This window comes from Shouchella shacheensis, assembly GCF_001484965.1.
GTDB classification, from domain to species: domain Bacteria; phylum Bacillota; class Bacilli; order Bacillales; family Bacillaceae_D; genus Shouchella; species Shouchella shacheensis.
On sequence record NZ_LLYY01000018.1, the window covers coordinates 1 to 24456 of the forward strand.

General features: G+C 48.4%; 21 protein-coding genes. All 21 read left to right on the forward strand.

Going from position 1 to position 24456, the window contains the following annotated elements; all coding sequences use genetic code 11:
* Positions 1 to 211 precede the first annotated feature (211 nt).
* The 21 genes from rpsB (at position 212) to pnp (ending at position 24162) form a co-directional block, all read left to right on the forward strand.
* Positions 212 to 937 (forward strand): 30S ribosomal protein S2, encoded by a 726-nt coding sequence (rpsB, locus tag AVZ68_RS14020; RefSeq protein ID WP_059105193.1) that lies wholly within the window; start codon positions 212 to 214, stop codon positions 935 to 937.
* Positions 938 to 1038: 101 nt separating this feature from the next.
* A complete protein-coding gene (tsf, locus tag AVZ68_RS14025; RefSeq protein WP_059105194.1) occupies positions 1039 to 1923 on the forward strand; it encodes a translation elongation factor Ts in 885 nt (294 codons plus the stop codon).
* Between the two features lie 147 nt (positions 1924 to 2070).
* Positions 2071 to 2787: a UMP kinase gene (gene pyrH, locus AVZ68_RS14030; RefSeq protein WP_059105195.1), complete on the forward strand. Its 717-nt coding sequence runs from the start codon at positions 2071 to 2073 to the stop codon at positions 2785 to 2787.
* Positions 2788 to 2805: 18 nt separating this feature from the next.
* Positions 2806 to 3363 carry a ribosome recycling factor gene (gene frr / locus AVZ68_RS14035; protein ID WP_059105196.1) on the forward strand — a complete coding sequence of 186 codons (558 nt, stop codon included), beginning with the start codon at positions 2806 to 2808 and terminating at the stop codon, positions 3361 to 3363.
* Positions 3364 to 3473: 110 nt separating this feature from the next.
* Positions 3474 to 4250 carry an undecaprenyl pyrophosphate synthase gene (gene uppS, locus AVZ68_RS14040; protein ID WP_059105197.1) on the forward strand — a complete coding sequence of 259 codons (777 nt, stop codon included), beginning with the start codon at positions 3474 to 3476 and terminating at the stop codon, positions 4248 to 4250.
* 15 nt (positions 4251 to 4265) lie between these two features.
* Complete coding sequence (locus tag AVZ68_RS14045; protein WP_059105198.1) at positions 4266 to 5063, forward strand: phosphatidate cytidylyltransferase; 798 nt, start codon at positions 4266 to 4268, stop codon at positions 5061 to 5063.
* A gap of 68 nt (positions 5064 to 5131) precedes the next feature.
* Entirely contained in the window at positions 5132 to 6274 is a 1143-nt protein-coding gene (locus AVZ68_RS14050) for a 1-deoxy-D-xylulose-5-phosphate reductoisomerase (protein ID WP_059105258.1), read from the forward strand.
* A 95-nt stretch (positions 6275 to 6369) separates the two neighbouring features.
* Positions 6370 to 7623, forward strand: coding sequence for an RIP metalloprotease RseP (rseP, locus tag AVZ68_RS14055; protein ID WP_059105199.1), 1254 nt, complete (start codon positions 6370 to 6372; stop codon positions 7621 to 7623).
* Between the two features lie 25 nt (positions 7624 to 7648).
* Positions 7649 to 9349 (forward strand): proline--tRNA ligase, encoded by a 1701-nt coding sequence (locus tag AVZ68_RS14060; protein WP_059105200.1) that lies wholly within the window; start codon positions 7649 to 7651, stop codon positions 9347 to 9349.
* Between the two features lie 60 nt (positions 9350 to 9409).
* Positions 9410 to 13708, forward strand: coding sequence for a PolC-type DNA polymerase III (locus AVZ68_RS14065; protein WP_059105201.1), 4299 nt, complete (start codon positions 9410 to 9412; stop codon positions 13706 to 13708).
* 269 nt (positions 13709 to 13977) lie between these two features.
* The gene (gene rimP, locus AVZ68_RS14070) at positions 13978 to 14448 is read left to right on the forward strand and encodes a ribosome maturation factor RimP (RefSeq protein ID WP_059105202.1); all 471 of its coding nucleotides are present in this window, start codon (positions 13978 to 13980) and stop codon (positions 14446 to 14448) included.
* Between the two features lie 37 nt (positions 14449 to 14485).
* Positions 14486 to 15616 carry a transcription termination factor NusA gene (gene nusA, locus AVZ68_RS14075; RefSeq protein ID WP_059105203.1) on the forward strand — a complete coding sequence of 377 codons (1131 nt, stop codon included), beginning with the start codon at positions 14486 to 14488 and terminating at the stop codon, positions 15614 to 15616.
* A gap of 30 nt (positions 15617 to 15646) precedes the next feature.
* Entirely contained in the window at positions 15647 to 15922 is a 276-nt protein-coding gene (gene rnpM / locus AVZ68_RS14080) for an RNase P modulator RnpM (protein WP_302466625.1), read from the forward strand.
* Positions 15919 to 16230, forward strand: a complete 312-nt coding sequence (locus tag AVZ68_RS14085; protein ID WP_059105205.1) for a YlxQ family RNA-binding protein — start codon at positions 15919 to 15921, stop codon at positions 16228 to 16230. The genes rnpM and AVZ68_RS14085 overlap by 4 nt, the downstream gene beginning before the upstream one ends.
* Positions 16231 to 16246: 16 nt before the next feature.
* Positions 16247 to 18529 carry a translation initiation factor IF-2 gene (gene infB / locus AVZ68_RS14090; protein ID WP_059105206.1) on the forward strand — a complete coding sequence of 761 codons (2283 nt, stop codon included), beginning with the start codon at positions 16247 to 16249 and terminating at the stop codon, positions 18527 to 18529.
* Entirely contained in the window at positions 18526 to 18807 is a 282-nt protein-coding gene (locus AVZ68_RS14095) for a DUF503 domain-containing protein (protein ID WP_059105207.1), read from the forward strand. Before infB ends, AVZ68_RS14095 begins: the two co-directional genes overlap by 4 nt.
* Positions 18808 to 18832: 25 nt before the next feature.
* Positions 18833 to 19189, forward strand: coding sequence for a 30S ribosome-binding factor RbfA (rbfA, locus tag AVZ68_RS14100; protein ID WP_059105208.1), 357 nt, complete (start codon positions 18833 to 18835; stop codon positions 19187 to 19189).
* A gap of 67 nt (positions 19190 to 19256) precedes the next feature.
* Positions 19257 to 20192: a tRNA pseudouridine(55) synthase TruB gene (gene truB, locus AVZ68_RS14105; protein ID WP_082676632.1), complete on the forward strand. Its 936-nt coding sequence runs from the start codon at positions 19257 to 19259 to the stop codon at positions 20190 to 20192.
* Positions 20189 to 21133 (forward strand): riboflavin biosynthesis protein RibF, encoded by a 945-nt coding sequence (gene ribF, locus AVZ68_RS14110; protein WP_059105209.1) that lies wholly within the window; start codon positions 20189 to 20191, stop codon positions 21131 to 21133. Before truB ends, ribF begins: the two co-directional genes overlap by 4 nt.
* Before the next feature lie 154 nt (positions 21134 to 21287).
* Entirely contained in the window at positions 21288 to 21557 is a 270-nt protein-coding gene (rpsO, locus tag AVZ68_RS14115) for a 30S ribosomal protein S15 (protein ID WP_059105210.1), read from the forward strand.
* A gap of 487 nt (positions 21558 to 22044) precedes the next feature.
* Positions 22045 to 24162: a polyribonucleotide nucleotidyltransferase gene (gene pnp / locus AVZ68_RS14120; protein ID WP_059105211.1), complete on the forward strand. Its 2118-nt coding sequence runs from the start codon at positions 22045 to 22047 to the stop codon at positions 24160 to 24162.
* The last annotated feature ends 294 nt before the right edge of the window (positions 24163 to 24456 follow it).

A 24456-nucleotide genomic window follows, 5' to 3' on the forward strand; every position in this document is an offset into this window, starting at 1 on the left:
CGACATAACCTTTCGTACATTTTTTCTTAACGTTTACTCCTCAGAGCTGTAATATGGTAGATTGGCTTGCAACAAAACGTGCAGTATGGTATATTAATCCACGGTGTTAAATACACACGCCTTGGATTTTGGCGAAGGTGCTAGGCATTTGCCTAGTGTTGTCAAAAAATGAAGAGCGCGGAGGACCCAAAACCAAAAGGAGGTGTTGGATGTGGCAGTTATCTCCATGAAACAATTGCTAGAAGCGGGTGTACACTTCGGTCACCAGACTCGTCGTTGGAACCCGAAAATGGATCGCTACATCTTCACAGAACGTAACGGAATTTATATCATTGACCTGCAAAAAACGGTCAAGAAAGTCGAGACTGCGTACAATTTTGTTCGCGACCTTGCAGCTGACGGAGGAAAAGTTCTTTTCGTTGGTACAAAAAAACAAGCGCAAGACTCTGTGCGCGACGAAGCTACTCGTTGTGGCATGTTCTACATCAACCAGCGCTGGCTTGGTGGAACACTGACAAACTTTGAGACGATTCAAAAGCGGATCACGCGTTTGAAAAACCTCGAAAAAATGCAAGAAGACGGCACATTTGAAGTGCTTCCTAAGAAAGAAGTTATCTTGCTTAAAAAAGAAATGGATCGCCTTGAGAAATTTCTTGGCGGTATTAAAGGCATGAATGGCGTTCCGGACGCACTGTTTGTCATTGACCCTCGCAAAGAGCGTATTGCGATTGCAGAAGCTCATAAGCTGAACATCCCAATTGTTGCGATTGTGGATACAAACTGTGATCCAGATGAAATTGACTACGTGATTCCTGGGAATGACGATGCGATTCGCGCAGTTAAACTTCTAACTGGGAAAATGGCTGATGCAGTCATTGAAGCGACGTCTGGGGACGATGAAGAAGAAGTTGACGTTGAAGAAACAACTACAGCGTAAATGACGGACTCCAAAAAGGGTGGCAAGGGGAGAAAAGCCCTTTGCTTCCTTTTTTTGAGCCTGAAATAAATCGAACGGACAAGACTAAAGGAGGCAAAATGATGGCAATTACGGCAAGCATGGTAAAAGAACTGCGAGAAAAAACAGGCGCAGGCATGATGGATTGTAAGAAGGCGTTGACAGAAGTCGACGGCGATATGGAGAAAGCGGTGGATTTCCTTCGTGAAAAAGGAATCGCGAAAGCAGAGAAGAAAGCAGATCGCGTGGCAGCCGAAGGACTTTCAGCAGTTGTGGTAGACGGAAACAAAGCTGTCATTGTAGAAGTTAACTCTGAGACGGACTTCGTTGCGAAAAACGAGAACTTCCAAACACTTGTTAAAGAACTAGCGGAGCACGTACTTGCGCATTCTCCAGCGAATGTGGAAGAAGCGCTTAAGCAGAATTTTAAGGGCGGAAGCGAGACGATGCAGTCTCATATTAATTCGGCAATCGCTACGATTGGTGAGAAACTTTCTCTTCGTCGTTTCACCGTTGTTGAGAAAGGCGACGGCGACGCGTTTGGTTCCTACCTTCATATGGGTGGACGTATTGGTGTACTTACGGTAATTGCTGGTTCGACCGATGAGCAACTTGCCAAAGACATCGCGATGCATGTGGCAGCGATTAATCCGACATACGTCTCTCGTGATGAAGTGACAGCTGACGTTGTTGAACGTGAGCGTGACGTGCTGAAACAACAAGCGTTAAACGAAGGCAAGCCTGAAAACATTGTTGAAAAAATGGTCGAAGGTCGCTTAAGTAAGTTCTTCGAGCAAGTGTGCTTGTTTGACCAGCCTTTCGTTAAAGATGGCGATCAAAAAGTCGGCAACTATGTGAAGAGCAAAAACGCAACGGTCCAAACGTTTGTACGTTATGAAGTCGGCGAAGGCATTGAGAAACGTGAAGATAACTTCGCGGAAGAAGTAATGTCACAAGTGAAGAAATAAATAGCTTATAGAAGGGACACGGGGCGCTTGTGTCCCTTTTTTTCAGAAATACGTAGCATAGTCAACGTACCAGTGGGGCGACGGGAGAGGATCATATACGAGCAGCAGCCTGCAACCACCCCTTATGCGTTTAAAACGGAGGTTAACATGAATAAGTACAATCGTGTGGTTCTTAAATTAAGTGGAGAAGCGCTTGCTGGTGAGCAAGGCTATGGAATTGACCCGAAAGTCATTCAATCGATTGCTGCGCAAGTCAAGGAACTTGTGGATTTAGACGTAGAAGTTGCGATTGTGGTAGGTGCGGGGAATATCTGGCGAGGAATGGCAGGAAGTGCTCAAGGCATGGATCGTGCGACAGCTGACTACATGGGGATGTTGGCGACGGTGATGAACGGACTAGCGCTTCAAGATGGGTTTGAGAACATCGGGGTCGAAACGCGTGTGCAAACCTCTATTGAAATGAGACAGGTGGCTGAGCCATATATTCGTCGGAAAGCCATTCGCCACCTTGAAAAAAAACGCGTGGTCATTTTTGCTGCCGGGACAGGGAACCCGTATTTCTCCACAGATACAACGTCGGCTCTTAGGGCAGCTGAAATCGAAGCTGAAGTGATTTTAATGGCGAAGAACAATGTCGATGGCGTCTATAATGCGGATCCGCGCGTTGACCCAAATGCAAAGAAATATGAAACCATTACATACATGGACGTATTAAAAGACGGCCTTCAAGTAATGGATTCTACCGCTTCTTCCCTTTGTATGGACAACAACATTCCACTTATCGTATTCTCTATTATGGAAGATGGCAACATCAAAAGAGCCGTTCTCGGTGAAGAAATCGGAACGGTTGTAAAAGGAAAATAAGAAAAGGAGACATTTGCGATGACAAAACCAGTGAACCAAGAAGCAAAGACAAGAATGGAAAAAGCGCTTGACTCTCTTAGCCGTGAACTTGCAAAATTGCGAGCAGGACGAGCAAACCCTGCGATCCTTGATCGTGTCATGGTGGACTATTACGGTGCTCAAACACCCCTCAATCAGCTCGCCTCTGTTTCTGTACCTGAAGCTCGTCTTCTCGTTATTCAGCCTTACGACAAGTCAGCAATTCAAGAAGTTGAAAAAGCGATTTTAAAATCGGACCTTGGCCTTACACCATCCAATGATGGTCAGGTGATTCGGATCGCTATTCCTGCCTTAACGGAAGAACGTCGCAAGGAGCTAAGTAAGGTTGTTAGCAAAACAGCGGAAGAATCCAAAGTGGCGATTCGAAACATTCGCCGTGATGCCAACGACGAGCTCAAAAAACAACAAAAAGATGGTGAACTGACAGAAGACGATCTTCGCGGGGCCACCGATGACATCCAAAAGCTAACCGATTCCTATATTGCTAAGATTGATGAAAAAGCAAAAGAGAAAGAACAAGAAATCATGGAAGTCTAAACGATTTCCGTGTATGATGAAGCATAGTAGGAGACCCTCTTTTTAGGGGGTTTTTTAAGGTTTGCATTTACGAAATGGGAGCAAGAGTTAGCGAGATGGAGGGCGTACGAATGCTTGAGAAATTTTCAAAATGGAAGTCAAACTTCACGGCCACTGAGGATGCAGCGCCTGGTACAGAACTTGATTTAGACAATATACCGAAGCATGTCGCCATCATTATGGACGGCAACGGTCGCTGGGCCAAAGAACGAGGACTTCCCCGTGTGGCTGGACACCGTGAAGGGATGAAAGTTGTCAACAAAATCGTACGCACAGCCAATGCGCTCGGTGTGGAGTTTCTCACACTTTACGCATTCTCAACGGAAAATTGGAAACGACCAAAGACGGAAGTTGATTTTCTCTTAAGACTTCCAGAACGCTATTTAAAAAGCGAACTGCCGACCCTTATTTCTGAAAATGTGCAAGTACGCTTGATGGGACAGCCAGAAGGTCTTCCATCTTACACACTGCGAGCGGTCGAAGAAGCCGTTGAGAAAACGAAGCACAATACGGGACTCGTCTTGAATTTCGCTTTAAATTACGGCAGTCGTTATGAGATGGCGGAAGCAATGCGCGCGATTGCCAGGAAAGTGAAGCAAGGGGAATTGAGCGTGGAGGAAGTTGACGAGGACCTCATTGGTACCTATCTGATGAGCGGGGCGATGAGAGACCCTGATTTGCTTATTCGTACCAGTGGTGAAATACGTTTAAGCAATTTTATGCTTTGGCAGCTAGCCTACAGCGAATTTTGGTTTACAGATGTGCTTTGGCCTGATTTTGAGGCCGCTCATTTTCATGAAGCGGTGTCCGTTTACCAACAGCGGGGCCGCAGGTACGGGGGGATTTAGCGAAAGGAGCACCAAATGAAGCAGCGTATAATAACGGGCCTTGGTTTTGGAATCGTATTTATTGCTATGGTTCTATTAGGTGGCTGGTATTTTTCAGCGTTTGTGGTTGTGGCGGCAACGATGGCGATGATTGAACTATTAAAAATGAAAAAAATAAGGGCTCTTTCGTTGAGAGGAATCGTTGGGCTGGTTTCGATGTGGCTTTTGCTTGTGCCGACTAATTGGTTTGAGGCTTTTGCCCCCATTCAGTATACAAAAGTAGAGACATTCATCTTTCTTATTCTTGTCCTGTTAATGTTAACCGTATTAACGAAGAACCAGTTTACGTTTGATGAAGTAGGTTTTGTTGTCGTCTCTAGTGTCTACGTCGGCTTTGGCTTTCACTATTTGATTATGACGCGAGATGTGCCGGAGGTGGGCATGTGGCTGGTGTTCTTTGTGATTGCCCTTATTTGGACGACGGATTCGGGCGCTTATTTTATTGGCAAAGCGATGGGAAAACGCAAGCTATGGCCGGATATTAGCCCGAATAAGACGATTGAAGGGTCGCTTGGCGGCGTAGGGGCCGCTGTGGTGATCGGAACCATTTTCTACGTGAGCTATCCCGTTTTTCCGAATTACATAACCGCTCTTTTGGTCATACTGGTGACCTCTGTTTTTGGACAACTAGGCGATCTTGTAGAGTCAGCGCTCAAAAGGCATTATGCCGTTAAGGATTCAGGCAACGTACTTCCAGGGCATGGCGGGGTTTTGGACCGCTTTGATAGCCTTATTTATGTAATGCCAATTCTGCACTTGCTGCAGCTTATTTAAGGATGGTTCATAAGAACTGCAGGGACGAAATAAAAATAATGGTAATAAAAAAATGGCAGGTGAGTATGGTGAAACAAGTTGGTTTACTTGGGGCCACGGGGTCGATCGGTACACAAACCCTTGATATAATACGTCTTCATCCAGAACGGTTTTCTCTTGCTGCAATGACAGCTGGCAAGAACTTGGAGCTTGTTCGAGAACAAATCAAAGAATTCTCGCCTAACCTGGTTTCTGTTCAAGATACGCAGGACGCTCAAGCCTTGCGAAGCGAATTCCCGAACCTAGAAGTCACAGAAGGCCTTGAAGGCTTAGTGGAGGTGGCGGCGTATGCCGCTACCGATGTGGTGGTCACTGGCATTACAGGAAGCATTGGTCTTGAACCGACGCTCGCGGCGATTGAGGCGGGCAAGCCCATCGCCATTGCCAATAAAGAAACCCTTGTCACGGCAGGTCATCTTGTAACGGAGGCAGCAAAGAAGCAAGGAGTGGCTCTAATTCCTGTAGATAGTGAACATTCGGCGATCTTCCAGGCCTTAAACGGAGAACCAGTGGAAGCGATTGATCGCCTTATTGTCACAGCTTCGGGTGGGAGTTTCAGGGACAAGGGACGTGCAGAGCTAGAAGGAGTGACGGTGGAACAAGCCCTGCGTCATCCAAACTGGTCAATGGGAGCAAAAGTGACGATTGATTCTGCCACGATGATGAATAAGGGGCTGGAAGTCATTGAAGCGCACTGGCTTTTTGGCCTCAGTTATGACAAAATTGATGTACTGATTCACGATGAAAGCATCATTCACTCCATGGTTGAATACGTAGACAGAAGCGTGATTGCACAGCTAGGTACACCTGATATGCGCGTGCCGATTCAATACGCGCTGTCGTATCCAGCTCGCTTAGAGCGCCCTGAGGAAGAACGTCTCCATCTATGGGAGCTGGGGAAGCTGCATTTTTCAAAGCTCGATTTGGAACGCTATCGCTGCATGGAATTCGCCTATGAGGCTGGAAAAGCTGGCGGGACCATGCCTACGGTATTAAATGCGGCGAATGAAGTGGCCGTTGCCGCGTTTCTAAAAGGGAAGCTGGATTTCCTCGGAATTGAACGTGTGATTGAACAGGCTCTAACGGGGCATGAGCGTATTGGCCAACCATCCTTAGAAACCATTCAAGCGGTGGACGCAGAAACGAGGCGGAAAGCAACGCTTGCTCTATAAGCGAATGTACCTCGAAATGGTCATTCGCTGAAAAAATGCTCCTCTTATGCTCAGATTTTTTTGAACAACCTCTATAAACGAAAGGCGGAGTCGTTTTGAATACGTTACTTGCTTTTATTGCCATATTCAGTGTACTCGTATTTGTACACGAATGGGGCCATCTCTACTTTGCGAAGAAGGCTGGCATTCTTTGTTATGAATTTGCAATCGGCATGGGGCCGAAGCTCTTTTCGTTCATGCGGAATGAAACAGTGTACACGATTCGCTTATTGCCGATCGGTGGGTATGTTCGCATGGCAGGAGAAGACCCAGAGCAAACGAATATCAGACCTGGGTATGAAATCGGGCTTGTGTTTGACGAGAAGGAGTTCGTCACAGAAATTATCGTCAACAACAAATCCAAGCACCCAGAAGCCCATGTCGTGCAAGTAGAACGTATTGACCTTGTTCATGAGCTCTTTATCGAAACCCATGACGAGGAAAGCGGCGAGCTTGTGCGCTACAACGTTCATGAGAGGGCATTGATTGTCCAAGATGAGGTCGCCCAGCAAAACGCGCCGTGGCACCGTCAGTTCGGGGCAAAATCTGTACCGAAGCGGGCGATGGCGATCTTTGCCGGACCGTTGATGAATTTTGTGTTGGCGTTTGTCGTGTTGTTTGGACTGTTCTTGTATACAGGAGTGCGTGAGTCAACGGAATTAATTGTGGACCTTGATACGCCTGCTGATACTGCTGGGCTTCAAGATCAGGATACGGTGACAGCAGTACAGGGCGTAGAAGTTGCTTCCTGGAACGAAATGACAGAACAAATTCAAGCCCACCCAAATCAGGAAGTAACCATTGATTACATTCGTGATGGTGAAAGCATGCAGACGTCCGTTTTATTGGATCAACGGGAAATTGCACCTGGTGAATACGAAGGTGTTCTCGGGGTAACTACGGAATTCGAGTTTTCCTTAACAGGAGCAATCACAGAAGCAGGAGCTAGCATGGTGCAGTTTGCCACTGCTATTTTCGATACGCTCTCTCTCATCATTACAGGTGACTTTTCCCTGGACTATGTAGCTGGACCGGTTGGAATCTATGATGTTACGGGTCAAGCCGTTTCTATGGGGCTCTACTCTGTGGTGATGTTCGCTGCTCTCCTCTCTGTCAACCTGGGCATCATCAATCTTCTCCCCATCCCGGCAATGGACGGAGGGCGTCTGTGCTTCCTTGCTTATGAAGGGATCGCTGGGAAGCCGGTATCGCCTGAAAAAGAAGGGGCAATTCAGTTCGTAGGCTTTGCCTTCTTAATGCTCTTGATGATTGTGGTCACCTGGAACGATATTAGCCGATTATTCTCTTAAGAACAGAAGAAAGGAACGCTTGCCTATGAGACAGTCGAATTATTTAGCGCCAACGATGCGCGACGTGCCCGCGGATGCGGACGCGATTAGCCATCAGCTGATGCTGCGGGCTGGCATGATGCGCCAGGTTGCTGCTGGTGTGTATGCGTATTTGCCACTCGCCAAAAGGGTCATTGCCAAAGTAGAGGCGATCATTCGGGAGGAGCTAGATGCAATAGGAGCTCAGGAGCTCACACTTCCGACTCTTCACCCTGCTGAACTGTGGCAGAAGTCTGGCCGCTGGGAATCAATGGGGGATGAGCTCATCCGTTTAAAGGATCGCCACGGGCGCGATTTTGCGCTTGGGCCGACTCATGAAGAAGTGATCACCACACTTATTCAAGACGGCATTGCCTCTTATAAAAAGTTGCCGCTAAACGTCTATCAAATTCAAACGAAGTACCGCGATGAACGGCGTCCGCGCTTTGGTTTGCTTCGCGGACGGGAATTTATTATGAAAGACGCCTATTCCTTCCACGACACCGAGGAAAGCCTCGATGAGACGTACTGGGAAATGCACGCGGCGTATACGCGCATATTCAAACGTGTCGGCCTTGAGTTTCGTCCGGTGATTGCCGACTCCGGAGCGATTGGCGGGAAGGATACGCATGAGTTTATGGCGCTTGCAAGTGTTGGCGAAGATACGATTGCCTATTCGGACGGCTCAGATTATGCCGCCAATATTGAAATGGCCGCAACTAAGGCACCAGAGCCCGTTTCTGCTCAGGATCATGCGCAACTAGAGAAGAAGCCGACACCAAATGCGAAAACAGTAGCTGATGCCGCAGAAGCTCTTGGCATGCAGAATAACGAAATCCTGAAGGCGCTCGTTGTAAAGCTGGATGACGAGCTCACCATGCTTCTTCTTCGCGGTGATGACGAGCTGAATGAAGTGAAAGCCGGGCATGAGCTTGGAGCGAAAGAGCTTGTGATGGCATCGGAGGAAGAGATCCTTGAGGCTTTTGGTGCAACGCCGGGGTCACTTGGACCTGTAGGCGTGAAAGATGTCAAGATCTATGCAGACTATGCCATTCAAGGAATGAACCGCATTGCCTGCGGAGCGAATGAGACAAACTATCACTATATTGGTGTAGGCCCTGGTCGCGATTACTCAGTCACAGAATACAAGGATCTGCGCTTCATTCAAGCGGGCGATGCGTCACCAGACGGTCAGGGGACGATTCAGTTCGCCGAAGGAATCGAGGTTGGACAAGTCTTTAAAGTGGGCACAGGTTATTCAGAAGCACTTGGTGCACAGTTCCTTGATCAAAATGGCAAGGCCAAACCTTTTTATATGGGCTGCTACGGCATCGGTGTTTCTCGCACAGTTTCGGCTGTGATTGAGCAGTTTCACGATGAAAACGGGATTCAGTGGCCGGCTCCCGTTGCCCCGTACCATGTGCATTTGCTATGCTTAAACGTAAAGAATGAGGAACAAATGCAGCTTTCCGAGCACTTGTACGAAACATTGAAAAAGAATCGTGTGGAAGTCTTTTACGACGACCGCGCAGAGCGGGCAGGCGTGAAATTTAAAGATGCGGATTTAATCGGATTGCCGATTCGCGTCTCGGTTGGCAAGCGAGCAGGGGAATCGATGGTGGAAGTGAAGCTTCGCACCACAGGGGAACAGCACGATGTTCACGTTGATGACCTGATTGCCTTTATCGAAGCGCAGTTAACGAAGTAAAATCATAGATCGGCTGACTCTTTTGCGGTCAGCCTTTTCTGCTTAAGGGGGAGGTAACAGGTGAGTACCCGTGATCAAACGCGCGTGGAGCGATTACAGCTTCTTCTTGATCAGCTACATATCCCAGAGAACGTGCGTCATCATTTTCAGGATGGCCAAATTGAAAAACTAGCAATCTCGCAACGTGAAAAGTCTTGGCATTTTTATATCGAGCTAGAGACGCTGCTTCCGGCCGAGCTTTGTGAGCTGTTTCAAGCGCGGCTCACAGACGTGTTTAAAGAGGTGGCTCAAGCAACGTGTACATTCCGTTATCGCAAATGTGAACCGGGACTTGCGGATTGGCAGAGCTACTGGCCGCTACTCACGTCACGTTTAATGGAAGTGACTCCAGCACTTGCGAATATGGTTCGTGCGCAGACACCAGAACTCGTTGAAGGAAGGCTCCGAATTAAAGCAAGAAACGAGGCGGAAGCGGGGGCGCTCGCGCGCAAATTAAAAGAGCCGTTTCACCACATCGTGACAATGGTCGGTTTGCCTGTGATCCCGTTTGACGTTCACGTTGAGGAATCAAAAGAAGCGTATGAGGAATTCGTACGTAAGCGCGCGGAAGAGGATCATTCTAAAGTCGTAGAGGCGATGCTTGAGAAGAAACGGATGGAAGAGGAAACAGAGAAACAAGTACAGCAGGCGAGTCTTACGCTTGGCTACCCGATTAAAGATGATCCAATGCCGCTTGAAGCGATTGTTGATGAAGAACGTCGCGTTACCGTACAGGGCTATGTGTTTGACACAGACATTCGTGAGCTTCGTAGTGGTCGAACGTTGTTGACCTTTAAGATCACCGATTATACTGATTCGATTCTTGTGAAAATGTTTTCCCGCGACAAAGAAGATGTCCCTGTGATGCAAGCTGTAAAAAAGGGGATGTGGGTCAAGGCACGCGGGGGGATTCAAAACGATACCTTTGTTCGTGACCTCGTGATGATTGCCAATGACTTTAATCAAGTGACGGCGGTGGAACGACTTGATGAAGCGGAGGAAGGCGAGAAGCGAATCGAGCTCCACACTCACTCTAACATGAGTCAAATGGACGGCATGGCCTCCGTTGGTGCATATGTAGAGCAAGCTGCTAAGTGGGGACATGAAGCGATTGCGATCACCGATCACGGAGTTGTTCAAGCTTTTCCTGAGGCGTATGCAGCAGGGAAGAAGCACGGGGTCAACGTGATTTATGGCATGGAAGCCAATATTGTCGATGACGGCGTTCCGATCGCCTATAATGATGATCACCGCTCGCTGTTTGAAGAAGAATATGTCGTGTTTGACGTTGAGACCACGGGCCTATCGGCTGTCTATAACACGATCATTGAGCTTGCAGCTGTTAAGATCAAAAACGGTGAAATCGTCGATAAATTCGAGTCGTTTGCCAATCCTCATGAGCCGCTAAGTGCGACGATCATTGATTTAACTGGCATCACAGACGATATGGTAAAAGGAGCCCCAGAGGCCGGTGAAGTGTTGCGTCAATTCCGCGAATTTGCCGGAGGTGCGACGATCGTGGCCCACAACGCCAGCTTTGATATCGGCTTTTTGAACGTGGGGTACAAAAAATTAGGGTTCGGTGAAGTGACCAATCCAGTGATCGATACGCTTGAACTTGGGCGCTTTCTCTATCCAGAACTCAAAAACCACCGCCTGAACACACTCTGTAAGAAGTTTGACATTGAACTTGTCAGTCACCATCGAGCGATCTATGATACGGAAGCGACCGCGTATTTGCTCTGGAAGATGGTCAAAGACGTGACGGGAAAAGAAATCCTCTTCCATGATGAGCTCAATGACCATATGGGGCAGGGGAATTTCCATCGACAGCGCCCGTCCCACTGCACGATTCTCGTCACTTCACAGGAAGGGTTGAAAAACCTATACCGACTCGTGTCGATGTCTCATGTGGAGTATTATTTTCGGACGCCGAGGATCCCGCGTTCACAGCTGAACAAGTATCGCGAAGGCTTACTGATCGGCTCTGCCTGTGATAAAGGAGAAGTCTTTGAGGGGATGATGCAGAAGTCCGCCGATGAGGTGGAAAAGGTGGCACGGTTTTACGATTTCATAGAAATTCAGCCGCTCGGAAACTATCGACATTTGATCGAGCGTGAGCTAATCAAAAATGAAGAGGCACTGCAGGAGATTATCGGGAAGATAGTGACGCTTGGCGACGAGCAGGACATTCCCGTTGTAGCCACAGGGAATGTTCATTATTTGCATGAAGAAGACGCCATTTACCGTAAGATCTTGATCGCCTCTCAAGGCGGGGCGAATCCACTGAACAGGCAAACTCTTCCTCCTGTACATTTCCGCACGACGCCAGAAATGCTTGAGGAGTTCTCTTTTCTCGGGGAAGAAGTAGCGAAGCAGGTCGTTGTGGAAGCTACACAGGGAATCGCAAAGCGAGTGGGAGAGGTTCTTCCAGTCCCCGATGACCTTTACGCGCCGAAAATTGAAGGCGCAGATGAAGAGATCCGTGAAATGAGCTACGGGATGGCTCGCTCGATCTATGGGCACGAGCTGCCAGAGCTTGTGGAAGCAAGGCTTGAAAAAGAGCTCAAAAGCATCATTGGTCACGGCTTTGCGGTCATTTACTTAATCTCGCAAAAGCTGGTGAAGAAATCCCTCGATGATGGCTATCTTGTTGGTTCCCGTGGGTCGGTAGGTTCCTCCTTTGTGGCAACGATGACAGAGATTACCGAAGTGAACCCTTTGCCCCCTCATTATGTCTGTCCAAGCTGTAAACATTCACATTTCTTCAATGATGGCTCTGTGGCCTCTGGGTATGACTTGCCGGATAAGGACTGTCCAGAGTGCGGAACGGCTTACACAAAAGAAGGACAGGACATTCCGTTTGAAACGTTTCTTGGCTTTAAAGGGGATAAGGTTCCGGATATTGATTTGAATTTCTCGGGAGAATATCAGCCTCGTGCGCATGCTTATACGAAGGATCTCTTTGGCGAAGACTACGTTTACCGCGCTGGGACCATTGGTACGGTTGCAGACAAAACCGCGTACGGGTTCGTCAAAGGCTATCAAAGCGATCACGACCTCCTGATGCGTGGAGCCGAGATTGACCGCTTAGTCTCAGGTTGTACAGGGGTGAAGCGAACGACTGGCCAGCATCCGGGCGGCATTATCGTTGTGCCAGATTACATGGACATTCACGACTTTTCCCCGATTCAATTTCCGGCGGATGATAAGAAAGCCGAGTGGAAGACGACACATTTTGACTTCCATTCGATCCATGATAACCTCTTGAAGCTTGATATTCTGGGGCACGATGATCCGACGGCGATTCGGATGCTTCAGGATCTTTCCGGCATTGATCCGAAGACGATCCCGACCGACGATCCAGAAGTGATGAAGATTTTTGCTTCTCCGGAAGTGCTTGGGGTGACGGAGGAGCAAATTATGTGTAAAACGGGGACACTCGGTATTCCCGAATTTGGGACTCGGTTTGTGCGGCAAATGCTTGAAGAAACGAAGCCGAGCACGTTCTCCGAGCTTCTGCAAATTTCAGGTCTTTCTCACGGCACCGATGTCTGGCTTGGAAATGCCAATGAACTCATTTACAACGGGACATGTGAGCTTAAGGATGTCATCGGCTGTCGTGATGACATCATGGTGTATTTGATTTACAACGGCCTTGAGTCATCGCTTGCGTTTAAAATCATGGAATTTGTGCGAAAAGGCAGGGGCCTTCAGCCCGAGTGGGTGGAGGAGATGAAAAAGAACGGCGTTCCTGACTGGTACATCGATTCCTGTACAAAGATTAAGTACATGTTTCCGAAAGCGCACGCTGCGGCCTATGTCTTAATGGCGGTGCGGATTGCCTATTTTAAAGTGCACCACCCAATCCTTTATTACGCGACGTACTTTACCGTTCGCGCCGATGATTTTGAGATGGATACGATGATTAAAGGCTCCAGTCCGATTCGAGCCAAAATCGAGGAGATTAACCAAAAAGGGTTGGACGCAGCGCCTAAAGAAAAAGCCGTCCTCACTGTGCTCGAGCTTTCTCTGGAGATGTGTGAACGCGGCTTCTCCTTCCAAAAGGTGGACTTGTATAACTCAGCAGCCACCGAGTTTATTGTCGATGGGGACTCCCTGCTCCCTCCGTTTAATTCCTTGAACGGTGTTGGTACGAATGCCGCGCTGAACATCGTCCGCGCACGTGAAGACGGGCATTTCTTATCGAAAGAAGACATGCAGCAACGGGCGAAGTTGACGAAAACCGTTGTCGAGAACTTAAATGATCACGGCTGTTTGCATGATTTGCCTGATTCGAACCAGCTTTCTCTCTTCTAACAAAGCGATGTCCGCCGTTCAAAAAAAGGACGAGGTTGGCTTACCGGCCCATCGACTATGTCTAGGCTTGAGTTGCAATATGAAATCCGCTATGGTAAACTAGCCAATGGTAATAGTTAGCATACGATCTTGTAATGGAGAGTGGGGCAACCCACTCTCTTTGTTCGCGCTAGGCGAGACAAACATGCATATGCACGCACAAACGTATGCGCTGGCTACTATGAGACCCGGTGCATACGTTTCTTTAAAATGACAAAGGAGGGACAGGCTTGAGTAAGAGCATTTCAAGCAAAGTGGAAGCATTGGCCGCGCCGATTGCTAGCGAGCTTAACCTTGAACTCGTAGATGTAGAATTTAAAAAAGAAGGACCGAACTGGTTCCTGCGCGTTTTTATTGACTCTGAGGCTGGCGTGGACCTTGATGACTGCGAGGCCTTAAGTGAACGGCTGAGTGAAGTGCTCGACGCGGCCGACCCTGTCTCAGAAGCATACTTTCTTGAAGTATCCTCTCCGGGTGCCGAACGTCCGTTAAAAAAAGAAGCAGACATTGAGAAGGCTGTAGGCAAAGGCGTCTACGTAACCACCTATGAACCTGTGGACGGCGAAAAAGCATTTGAAGGGATTTTAAGAGCGTTCGAGAATCACACATTAACGATTGAAGGAAAAGTAAAAACGAGAACCGTTACCTACACCGTTCCCTACACAAAAGTTGCAAATGCGCGGCTTTCCATACTCGTGTAGCTCGCTAGCCTAAGTTTAAAAGGGGGATTGTCAACCCATGAATAGTGAATTTATGAATGCCTTGTCGACGCTTGAAATCGATAAAGGCATTAAAAAAGAAGTGATTATTGAAGCCATTGAGGCGGCACTCATCTCAGGCTATAAGCGAAACTTTAGCCAGGCGCAAAATGTCCGTGTTGACGTCAATCGAGATAACGGCAGCATTCGTGTTTTTGCTCGAAAGGTCGTAGTTGAGGAAGTGTTTGACAAGCGGCTTGAGATCTCCGAACACGAAGCACGTGAAGGGAACCCAAACTACGAAGTGGATGACGTCGTGGAAATCGAAGTCACGCCAAAAGACTTTGGTCGCATTGCAGCTCAGACAGCCAAACAAGTTGTCACTCAGCGGGTGCGTGAGGCTGAGCGCGGCATTATTTATTCCGACTTTATCGACCGTGAAGAAGACATTATGAACGGCATTGTTCAGCGTCAAGATCACCGCTTTATTTACGTCGACCTCGGCAAAGTGGAAGCACTTCTCCCCCTTTCAGAGCAAATGCCGAATGAGTCGTATAAACATAACGACCGCATCAAGGCATTCATTACGAAAGTTGAAAAAACAACCAAAGGCCCGCAAATATTGATATCAAGAACGCATCCAGGGCTTTTGAAGCGGCTGTTCGAACTAGAAGTCCCTGAAATCTATGACGGCACGGTGGAAATCAAATCGGTGTCCCGGGAAGCTGGCGATCGCTCAAAGATTTCTGTTCACTCAGAGAATCCGGAAGTGGATTCTGTCGGTGCTTGTGTTGGTCCACGAGGACAACGTGTACAGACGATCGTCGATGAGTTAAAAGGAGAGAAGATTGATATTGTCGAGTGGTCCGAAGATCCTGTGGTCTATGTCGCCAACGCCCTTAGTCCGGCTAAAGTTGTCAAGGTCAATGTCTTCGAGGAAGAAAAAATGACGCAGGTGATTGTACCAGACTATCAGCTGTCCCTTGCGATTGGGAAGCGAGGACAGAACGCTCGTCTCGCTGCCAAGCTGACCAACTGGAAAATTGACATTAAAAGCGAATCCGAAGCGGAAGAGCTTGGGCTTTTAGATGAGACGGAAGCGGAAGAAGAGCTCGAAGAAGGGCTGATAGAAGATAGTGAGGGATTTGAGGATGACAGCGAACGGTTGTAATCTTACTTGAAGGTAAGGGGGATGGGAAAAGTGAAGCAACGTAAGGTTCCTCTTAGGAAATGTATTGTTACAAATGAAATGAAGCCGAAAGGGGAGCTCGTGCGCATTGTGCGTACCCCCGAAGGTGAGGTTGTTCTTGATCCGACAGGGAAGAAAAACGGTCGAGGTGCCTATTTGACGAATAGCGAGGATGTCTTTATGCTCGCGAAGAAGAAAGATAGCCTTTCGCGTCACTTGCAAGTATCCATTTCAAGCGATGTGTATGATGCCCTTATAGCTGCTCGTCCGAAGGGGCGCGCAAAATGAGCCGAGAAGACCCAGCGTGGTTGTCTTTGCTCGGACTGTGTCAGCGCGCAAATCAGCTGACAACGGGAGAAGAGCTTGTGTTAAAAGAGGTAAGGGAGCGGGCGCTAGCGCTTGTGTTACTTTCTGCGGACGCGAGTGCCGGAACGAAGAAAAAAGTATTGGATAAATGTGGGTATTATCAAATCCCTGTCTATGTTACTAGCGATCGGCGTACGCTTGGTAGGGCCATTGGCAAAGCTGAGCGTGTGGTCATCGGGGTAAGGAGTGAGGGGTTTGCTAAAAAACTGGCCACGTTGTTAAGCCAATAAAATTGGAGGAACGTATATGTCAAAAGTGCGAATTCATGAATACGCAAAGGCAAACAATGTTCAAAGCAAGCAGCTCATTGAAAAGCTAAAGACGATGGGTGTGGAAGTATCCAACCATATGTCAGCGGTAGAGGAAGAAACCTTGAAAAAAGCCAATGCTCAAGGTCAATCGAAGCCAAACAAACAAGGTGCTCCAAATGACCGTGGAGGCCAGAAACAGACCGGCCCAAGTGTTGCTAATCGAAATCAAGCTCAAGGCGGAGGCGGAAAACGAAGCCAAGGTGGGAGCAAGTCTCAAGGTAACCAAGGCGGCAATCAACGGCAGGGAAACAACCAGGGTGGAGGAAATCGCAGCCAGGGCCAAGGGGGTGGCAACCGCAACCAAGGCCAGGGCGGTAGTCGCGGAGGACAAAAGCAGAACAATTTTAACCGTGGCGGTGGCAAAGGCGGGCAGCAAGGTCGTCCGAACAATCGCCGCAATCAAGGTCGCGGAGGTAAGAGACGGGGTGGCGGTCAAAACAAGCCCAATCATCAACAAATGCCCCTTCCAGAAAAGATTACGATCTCAGGGTCTTTAACCGTTAGTGAACTTGCAGCAAAATTGCACCGTGAAGCATCCGAGTTGATTAAAAAGCTGATGGGTCTTGGTGTAATGGCAACGATCAACCAGGAACTGGATAAGGACACCATTGAGCTTCTTTGTACAGACTATGGCGTCGAAGTTGAAGAAGAAGTTCTTGTCGATGAACTTGACATTGAACTATACGATCAGCCTGACAAAGAAGAAGACTTGCAGGAGCGGCCGCCTGTCGTGACAATTATGGGTCACGTCGACCACGGAAAAACAACGCTTCTTGACTCCATTCGCCACACGAAAGTGACGGCAGGGGAAGCCGGCGGAATCACCCAGCATATCGGGGCCTACCAAATTGAGCAAGATAACAAGAAAATCACGTTTCTTGATACACCAGGTCACGCGGCATTTACAACGATGCGTGCACGAGGGGCACAAGTAACCGATATTACGATTCTTGTCGTTGCAGCCGATGACGGCGTGATGCCACAAACAAAAGAAGCGATTAGTCATGCGAAAGCAGCGGAAGTGCCAATCATTGTTGCTGTCAACAAAATGGACAAGGAAGGGGCGAATCCTGACCGCGTCATGCAGGAGCTAACGGAATTTGAACTGGTTCCGGAGGCATGGGGTGGCGACACGATCTTCGTTAACGTTTCTGCGCTTAACGCAGAGGGCATTGACGAGCTGATCGAGATGATTCTACTCGTGGCCGAGGTGGAAGAACTAAAAGCCAATCCTGATAAGCTAGCGACAGGTACGGTTGTTGAAGCACAGCTCGACAAAGGGCGTGGTCCGGTTGCGACGCTGCTCGTACAAAGTGGGACCCTCCATGTCGGCGAAGCAGTAGTCGTCGGAAGCACCTTTGGTCGCGTGCGTGCCTTGGTGAACGATATTGGAAGACGCGTGAAGAGCGCTGGACCTTCGGCGCCTGTGGAAATTACTGGACTGAATGATGTGCCGCAAGCGGGCGATCGCTTTCAAGCTTTCAAGGATGAGAAGAAAGCCCGCCAAGTTGGAGAAGGCCTCATGGCTCGCTACCGTGAAGAGAATTTAACGGCTTCTTCGAAAGTAAGTCTTGATGACTTGTTTAATCAGATCTCCCAAGGGGATATTAAAGACATTAACGTCATCATTAAAGCGGACGTTCAAGGTTCAGTGGAAGCTATGCGTGGTTCTTTAGAAAAGATCGACGTAGAAGGCGTGAAAGTGAACATCATTCACACAGGAGCAGGGGCCATTAAGGAATCTGACATCATCCTCGCAGCGGCATCCAACGCGATTGTGATCGGTTTTAACGTTCGCCCTGATGTTAACGCGAAGCGCACAGCGGAAGCCGAAAATGTGGACATTCGCTTGCACCGCGTGATTTATAACGCGATTGATGAGATTGAGCAAGCCATGAAAGGTGCACTTGATCCCGAGTACCAAGAAAAAGTCATTGGTCAAGTGGAAGTACGGACGACGTTCAAAGTATCAAAAGTCGGTACGATTGCTGGATCATACGTTACGGATGGGAAAATCACGCGTAACTCTACGGTTCGCTTGATTCGCGACGGTATCGTGATTTATGAGGGATCGCTCAATGCCCTTAAACGTTTTAAAGACGATGCCAAAGAAGTGGCAGCAGGCTATGAGTGTGGAATTACGCTTGAGAAATTTAATGACATTAAGGAAGGCGACATGATTGAAGCGTACGTGATGGAAGAAGTAGAGCGTACGTGACCGTCGGCGTTGTGTATTGTGAGCTTGTGATTTATGATGCCCAGTCACTGAAAGAGAAGCGCTCGGTCGTTAAAAGCATCACCACGAGACTCAAGCAACGGTACAACATAAGCGTCGCGGAAGTGAACCACCAAGAAGTCTGGCAGCGTTCTGGACTCGCGCTTGCCTCTATATCAAACAACAGGCAGCAGTGTGAAAAGGAACTTGCCCGTGCGCTCGCCCTCATTGATGTGACCGATGGGGCGGAGCGTACGATCACAGACTGGGAGTGGCTCTAATTTTCCAGAGCAGAGGTGATTTCGAATGGCCAATAATCGTGCTGTTCGTGTTGGTGAACAAATGAAGAAAGAGCTAAGCGATATTCTGATTCGTGATATTAAAGACCCGCGTGTGCGCTTTGTCACCGTTACAGGCGTAGACGTCACCGGCGATTTGCAGCAAGCGACGGCGTTTATCACGGTGCTTGGCGACGAAGGTGAACAACGCGAGACACTCAAGGGCTTGGAAAAAGCCAAAGGCTTTATTCGCTCGGAGATCGGCAAGCGCGTTCGCCTTCGCAAAACACCAGAGCTTTTCTTTGAGTTTGATGAATCCATTCAATACGGAGATCGAATTGAAACTCTTTTACGTGAAGTTAAAAAAGATGAGTCAAACGATTGATGAGTAGGATAGCGGCCTGTGCTGCTATCCTTCTTATCCGTGTAACGGAGAGAGGAGAGCAACATAAGTGGAACCGACGGGAATTTTGCCTTTACATAAGCCGAGAGGGATGACCTCTCATGATTGTGTGAGCCGTATCAGGCGCCTATTTCAGACAAAAAAAGTAGGTCATACAGGGACGCTTGATCCCGGGGTTGACGGCGTGCTGCCAATTTGTCTCGGTCGAGCGACAAAGGTCGCAGAGTATATGAGCGGTTTTGCTAAAACCTATGTCGGAGAAGTGACACTCGGCTTCTCCACCACCACGGAAGACGAAGGGGGAGAGGTGGTGCGGCGTCAACGAGTAGAGCAGCCGCCTTCAGAAGAAGAGCTTACAGCGCTCTTTCAACGTTTTCTCGGTCCACAGACCCAGATTCCACCTCATTATTCAGCCGTTAAAGTGAACGGCAAACGATTGTATGAGTACGCACGAGCCGGTATTGACGTGGAACGTCCGGAGCGAGAGATTACGATTTATCAGCTGGAACTCCTGGGCTCTAACCAGGCACCCGTTGATGGGACGTATTCGTTTTCCTTTAGGGTCAGTTGCAGCAAGGGTACCTACATCCGTACGCTCGCCGTTGATTTAGGGGCAGCCCTCGGCTATCCAGCTCACATGTCCCAGCTAACCCGTGTTGCATCTGGACCTTTTACAGAGAAAGAAACCGTTACCTTTGAGGAATTGGAGGAGTTGGAGGAGGCTCATACAAGGGTTCAGTTTCTTCAGCCTTTAGAAAAGGCGCTTGGGGATTTGCCTGCACACACTGTAGATCCAGCGCTGGAAGTGAGAATTCGTAACGGTGCAGTCCTTGAGAGTGGGTCAGGCTTTAGCGAAAAGCGGTTTCTGTTCTATAATGAAAAAGGAGAGTGCTTGGCGATGTATCATGAGCACCCAACAAAGTCGGGACTTATCAAACCAGAAAAGCTTTTTTGTCAGGCAGCAAGCCAGGAGGGACGATCGTGAAGATTATTCATCTAGATGTCGATACAGTCAAACAAGTAGAAAACGCACCTGAAAGCGTCATGGCTCTTGGCTATTTTGATGGAGTGCATAAAGGTCATCGTACAGTGATTGAGACAGCGAAGAACATCGCCTCGGAATGTGGCCTTCAATCGGCCGTCATGACGTTTCATCCCCATCCAAAAGAAGTTCTCGCAAACCCCAAGGAGCCCATGCGTTACTTAACGCCGATGCAGGAAAAAGAAGCGCGGATTCGGGAGCTTGACGTGGACGTACTTTATGAAATTCATTTTACCAGAGGCTTTTCTCACTTAACGCCACAGCAGTTCGTCGACCAATTTATTGTTGGCCTTTCGGTTCTCCACGTCGTTGCAGGCTTTGATTTTACATACGGTGTCAAAGGGGAAGGCGATATGGAACGTTTGTCCGAATATGCGAAAGGTCGCTTCATGCAGACAACAGTGGAAAAAGTGACCAAAGCGGATGACAAGATTTCATCCACACGCATTCGCCACCTTCTGACTGAAGGGGACGTAGGGAAAATTGAGGAGTTGCTAGGAACACCATATTCGATACGTGGGACGGTGGCGCATGGCGACAAGCGTGGCCGTCAGATTGGATTTCCAACAGCGAATGTTCAGTTGGATGATCGGTACATGATCCCCCGCGTCGGCGTCTACGTAGCGACGCTGGAATACGGGGGCGTTCTCTATCAGGGCATGGCCAATGTCGGCTTCAAGCCCACCTTTGTGGAAACGGCTCCTGAGCCTTCGATTGAAGTGAATATCTTTGATTTTGATCAGCAGATCTATGATCAGCAGGTGAAGGTGACGTTCCTTCAGCGCATCCGCTCTGAACAGAAGTTTAATGGCATTGAAGAGATTAAGGCACAGCTTGGAGAAGATCAAAGGCAAGCCAAGGCATTTTTTCTAAAACGCTCGTGAAGGGAACTCTTTCGTACTTGCATTCTCTTGTAAAGACCTGTATAGTGTACAGGGTAACAGATCGCATGGTTTCTGTTGTTCATCCGTCTCTTGGCATAGCGCCTCACCGACGCTTGCTAGGAAACTGGATTTATAGGAAAAGGAGGTGGCTCGGATGGCATTAACACAAGAGCGTAAAAATGAGCTCATTACTGAGTTTAAAACGCATGACACGGACACTGGTTCTCCAGAAGTTCAAGTGGCTATCCTTACAGAGCAAATCAACACGTTGAACAATCATTTGCGTACGCATAAGAAGGATCACCACTCACGTCGTGGCCTTTTGAAAATGGTTGGACAGCGACGTAACTTGCTAACGTTTTTGCGTAAAAAAGATGTAGCGCGTTACCGTGACCTAGTTGATAAGCTCGGCTTACGCCGATAAACGTCTGAAAGCGGGAGTTTCTCCCGCTTTTTTCTGCATGTGATGAAAGATAAGCATAAAGCGGGGACGGATTAGTGCCATCATTGAACCGGTTAAGGCGGGGAGAAGGACGGGGTTGCATGGGCAGTCCTTCTATTGGACAACCCGCCTCCGCTTTTCTTGATCTAGCTGCGCCGCCCACTCGCTCGAGGTTTCTTCACGCCGCCAGTTCAAGTCAGGATCGGACTTGATCTGCCGTCGCTCCAGAACTTGTCGCTCGTGAGCAGGGCGCCTCCGCTTTTCTTGTTCCAGCTGCGGCGGGTAGAAGCTCGAGATTTTTCACTCTAACAACGAAATCGAAAATCGGGATTTCTTTTGTTAGACCTCCAAAATTCTCGCTTCTGAGCAACCCGCCTCCGCTTTTCTGGGTATTAACTCTTTTAAACTTGTTCTGATTCGGTCATAATAAGGAAGAGGAATTTTAGATGTACGAGAGGAGTACACACGAATGAGTCAAGAACAACATGTGTTTTCCATTGATTGGGCGGGCCGTGAGTTAACGGTTGAGGTCGGTCAGTTGGCAAAACAAGCAAATGGAGCGGTTCTCGTACGTTACGGGGATACTGCGGTATTGTCGACAGCGACCGCTTCAAAAGAACCGAAGGACCTTCCTTTTTTTCCGTTAACTGTAAACTATGAAGAGAGGCTTTATGCCGCTGGGAAAATTCCAGGCGGGTTTATTAAACGAGAAGGACGTCCAAGCGAGACGGCAATTTTAACAAGTCGTCTGATCGATCGTCCTATTCGCCCACTCTTTCCGGACGGGTTCCGTAATGATGTTCAAGTCATTAGCATTGTTATGAGTTCTGATCAAAACGCTTCCTCTGAAATGGCAGCAATGATTGGGTCTTCTCTTGCGTTAAGCGTCTCGGATATCCCTTTTGCCGGCCCCATTGCTGGGGTAACGGTTGGTCGGATTGACGGGTCTTTTGTGATCAACCCGACGCCTACCGAACTAGCAGAAAGCGATATCGACCTTGTGGTGGCGGGGACGAAGGAAGCGATCAACATGGTAGAAGCAGGTGCAAATGAAGTCCCTGAAGAAACCATGCTTGAAGGCATTATGTTCGGTCATGAGGAAATTCAGCGCCTGATTGAATTTCAAGAGAAGGTTGTTGCTGCGTGTGGCAAAGAAAAGCGTGAAGTGACACTTAAAACAACCGATGCTGATCTGGAAACACGTCTGCGTGATTCCGCTGAAGCAAGCATCAAAGAGGCTGTACGCATTGTTGAAAAGCATGCACGTCAAGAAGCGATTGATGCCGTAACAGCTGAGCAAGTGGCCGTGTATGAAGAGGATGAATCGGTCGATATTAGTGAGGTTCAAGACATTTTAAAAATGTTTGTAAAAGAAGAGGTTCGTCGCTTAATTACGGTTGAGAAAGTGCGTCCAGATGGACGAGGTGTAGATGAAATTCGTTCGCTCTCTTCGCAAGTGGACATGCTCCCGCGTACGCATGGTTCCGGGCTCTTTACGCGCGGCCAAACGCAGGCACTTAGCATTTGTACTCTTGGTGCCCTTGGAGACGTTCAGATTCTGGACGGGCTTGGCATTGAAGAATCGAAGCGCTTTATGCATCATTACAACTTCCCGCAATTCAGTGTGGGTGAAACAGGGCCGATTCGTGCGCCTGGTCGCCGCGAAATTGGGCACGGTGCGCTTGGTGAAAGAGCGCTTGAGAAAGTGATCCCAAGTGAAACTGAGTTTCCGTATACCATCCGTCTCGTATCGGAAGTCCTTGAATCGAATGGTTCCACTTCACAGGCGAGCATCTGTGCGAGCACGCTAGCGATGATGGATGCAGGTGTGCCAATCAAAGCGCCGGTAGCCGGAATTGCGATGGGGCTGGTGAAGCAGGACGAACATATGGCGGTTCTCACTGACATTCAAGGCATGGAAGATGCGCTTGGCGATATGGACTTTAAAGTAGCGGGTACGAAACAAGGGGTTACTGCCTTGCAAATGGATATCAAAATCTCTGGTATCAACCGCGAAGTGCTTAAAGAGGCACTTGAGCAAGCGAAACGTGGGCGTATGATCATCTTGGAAAATATGATGGAAGCGATTGGACAACCACGTTCTGAGCTTTCGGATTATGCACCAAAGATCCTGACAATGTCCATTAACCCAGACAAAATTCGCGATGTCATTGGACCGAGCGGAAAAGTGATCAACAAGATTATTGAAGACACGGGCGTTAAAATCGATATTGAGCAAGACGGGACGGTCTACATTTCATCGCTCGACGCCAGCATGAATCGCACAGCGAGGAAAATCATTGAAGACCTCGTTCGTGAGGTAGAAGTGGGTGAAACCTACGTCGGTAAAGTGAAGCGAATCGAGAAATTCGGGGCGTTTGTAGAACTATTCAAAGGCAAGGACGGGCTTGTTCATATTTCCCAAATTGCCGAAGAACGCATCAACAAAGTGGACGATTTGTTTAAAATTGGTGACGAGATGAAAGTACGTGTCACAGAAATTGATAATCAAGGACGGGTGAACCTTTCTCGCAAAGTGATTTTGAAAGAAGAACGCGAGGCGAAAGAAGAATCCGCTCAACAGTAAGGAAGGCTGGGATGAACCAGTCTTTTTTTTGTCTAGCTCCGACGGATAGAAGCGTCGAGATTTTTCAGTTCTGACAACGAAATGTAAGGTCGGGTTTCTTTTGTCAGGCCTTCCAAAATCGTCGCTTTTGTATGAGCCGACTGCGCGTTTCTCTGGTTCAAGAGTGGGGGATCACGCTTAGCTAAGTTTGCTTGGTTTTTCCACTACTGAGGCAAGAAAAGCTCTGTTCGTATGTCTAGTTTGTCCTTTCTCTGCATAGGGTGGTGGTAGATACCTTATGATGTGAGGAGGGAA

Excerpts from the sequence above, each read along its gene's own strand:
- tsf (WP_059105194.1), top strand. The coding sequence starts at position 1,039 with ATGGCAATTACGGCAAGCATGGTAAAAGAACTGCGAGAAAAAACAGGC.
- pyrH (WP_059105195.1), top strand. The coding sequence starts at position 2,071 with ATGAATAAGTACAATCGTGTGGTTCTTAAATTAAGTGGAGAAGCGCTT.
- frr (WP_059105196.1), top strand. The coding sequence starts at position 2,806 with ATGACAAAACCAGTGAACCAAGAAGCAAAGACAAGAATGGAAAAAGCG.
- uppS (WP_059105197.1), top strand. The coding sequence starts at position 3,474 with ATGCTTGAGAAATTTTCAAAATGGAAGTCAAACTTCACGGCCACTGAG.
- AVZ68_RS14045 (WP_059105198.1), top strand. The coding sequence starts at position 4,266 with ATGAAGCAGCGTATAATAACGGGCCTTGGTTTTGGAATCGTATTTATT.
- AVZ68_RS14060 (WP_059105200.1), top strand. The coding sequence starts at position 7,649 with ATGAGACAGTCGAATTATTTAGCGCCAACGATGCGCGACGTGCCCGCG.
- nusA (WP_059105203.1), top strand. The coding sequence starts at position 14,486 with ATGAATAGTGAATTTATGAATGCCTTGTCGACGCTTGAAATCGATAAA.
- AVZ68_RS14085 (WP_059105205.1), top strand. The coding sequence starts at position 15,919 with ATGAGCCGAGAAGACCCAGCGTGGTTGTCTTTGCTCGGACTGTGTCAG.
- infB (WP_059105206.1), top strand. The coding sequence starts at position 16,247 with ATGTCAAAAGTGCGAATTCATGAATACGCAAAGGCAAACAATGTTCAA.
- rbfA (WP_059105208.1), top strand. The coding sequence starts at position 18,833 with ATGGCCAATAATCGTGCTGTTCGTGTTGGTGAACAAATGAAGAAAGAG.
- rpsO (WP_059105210.1), top strand. The coding sequence starts at position 21,288 with ATGGCATTAACACAAGAGCGTAAAAATGAGCTCATTACTGAGTTTAAA.
- pnp (WP_059105211.1), top strand. The coding sequence starts at position 22,045 with ATGAGTCAAGAACAACATGTGTTTTCCATTGATTGGGCGGGCCGTGAG.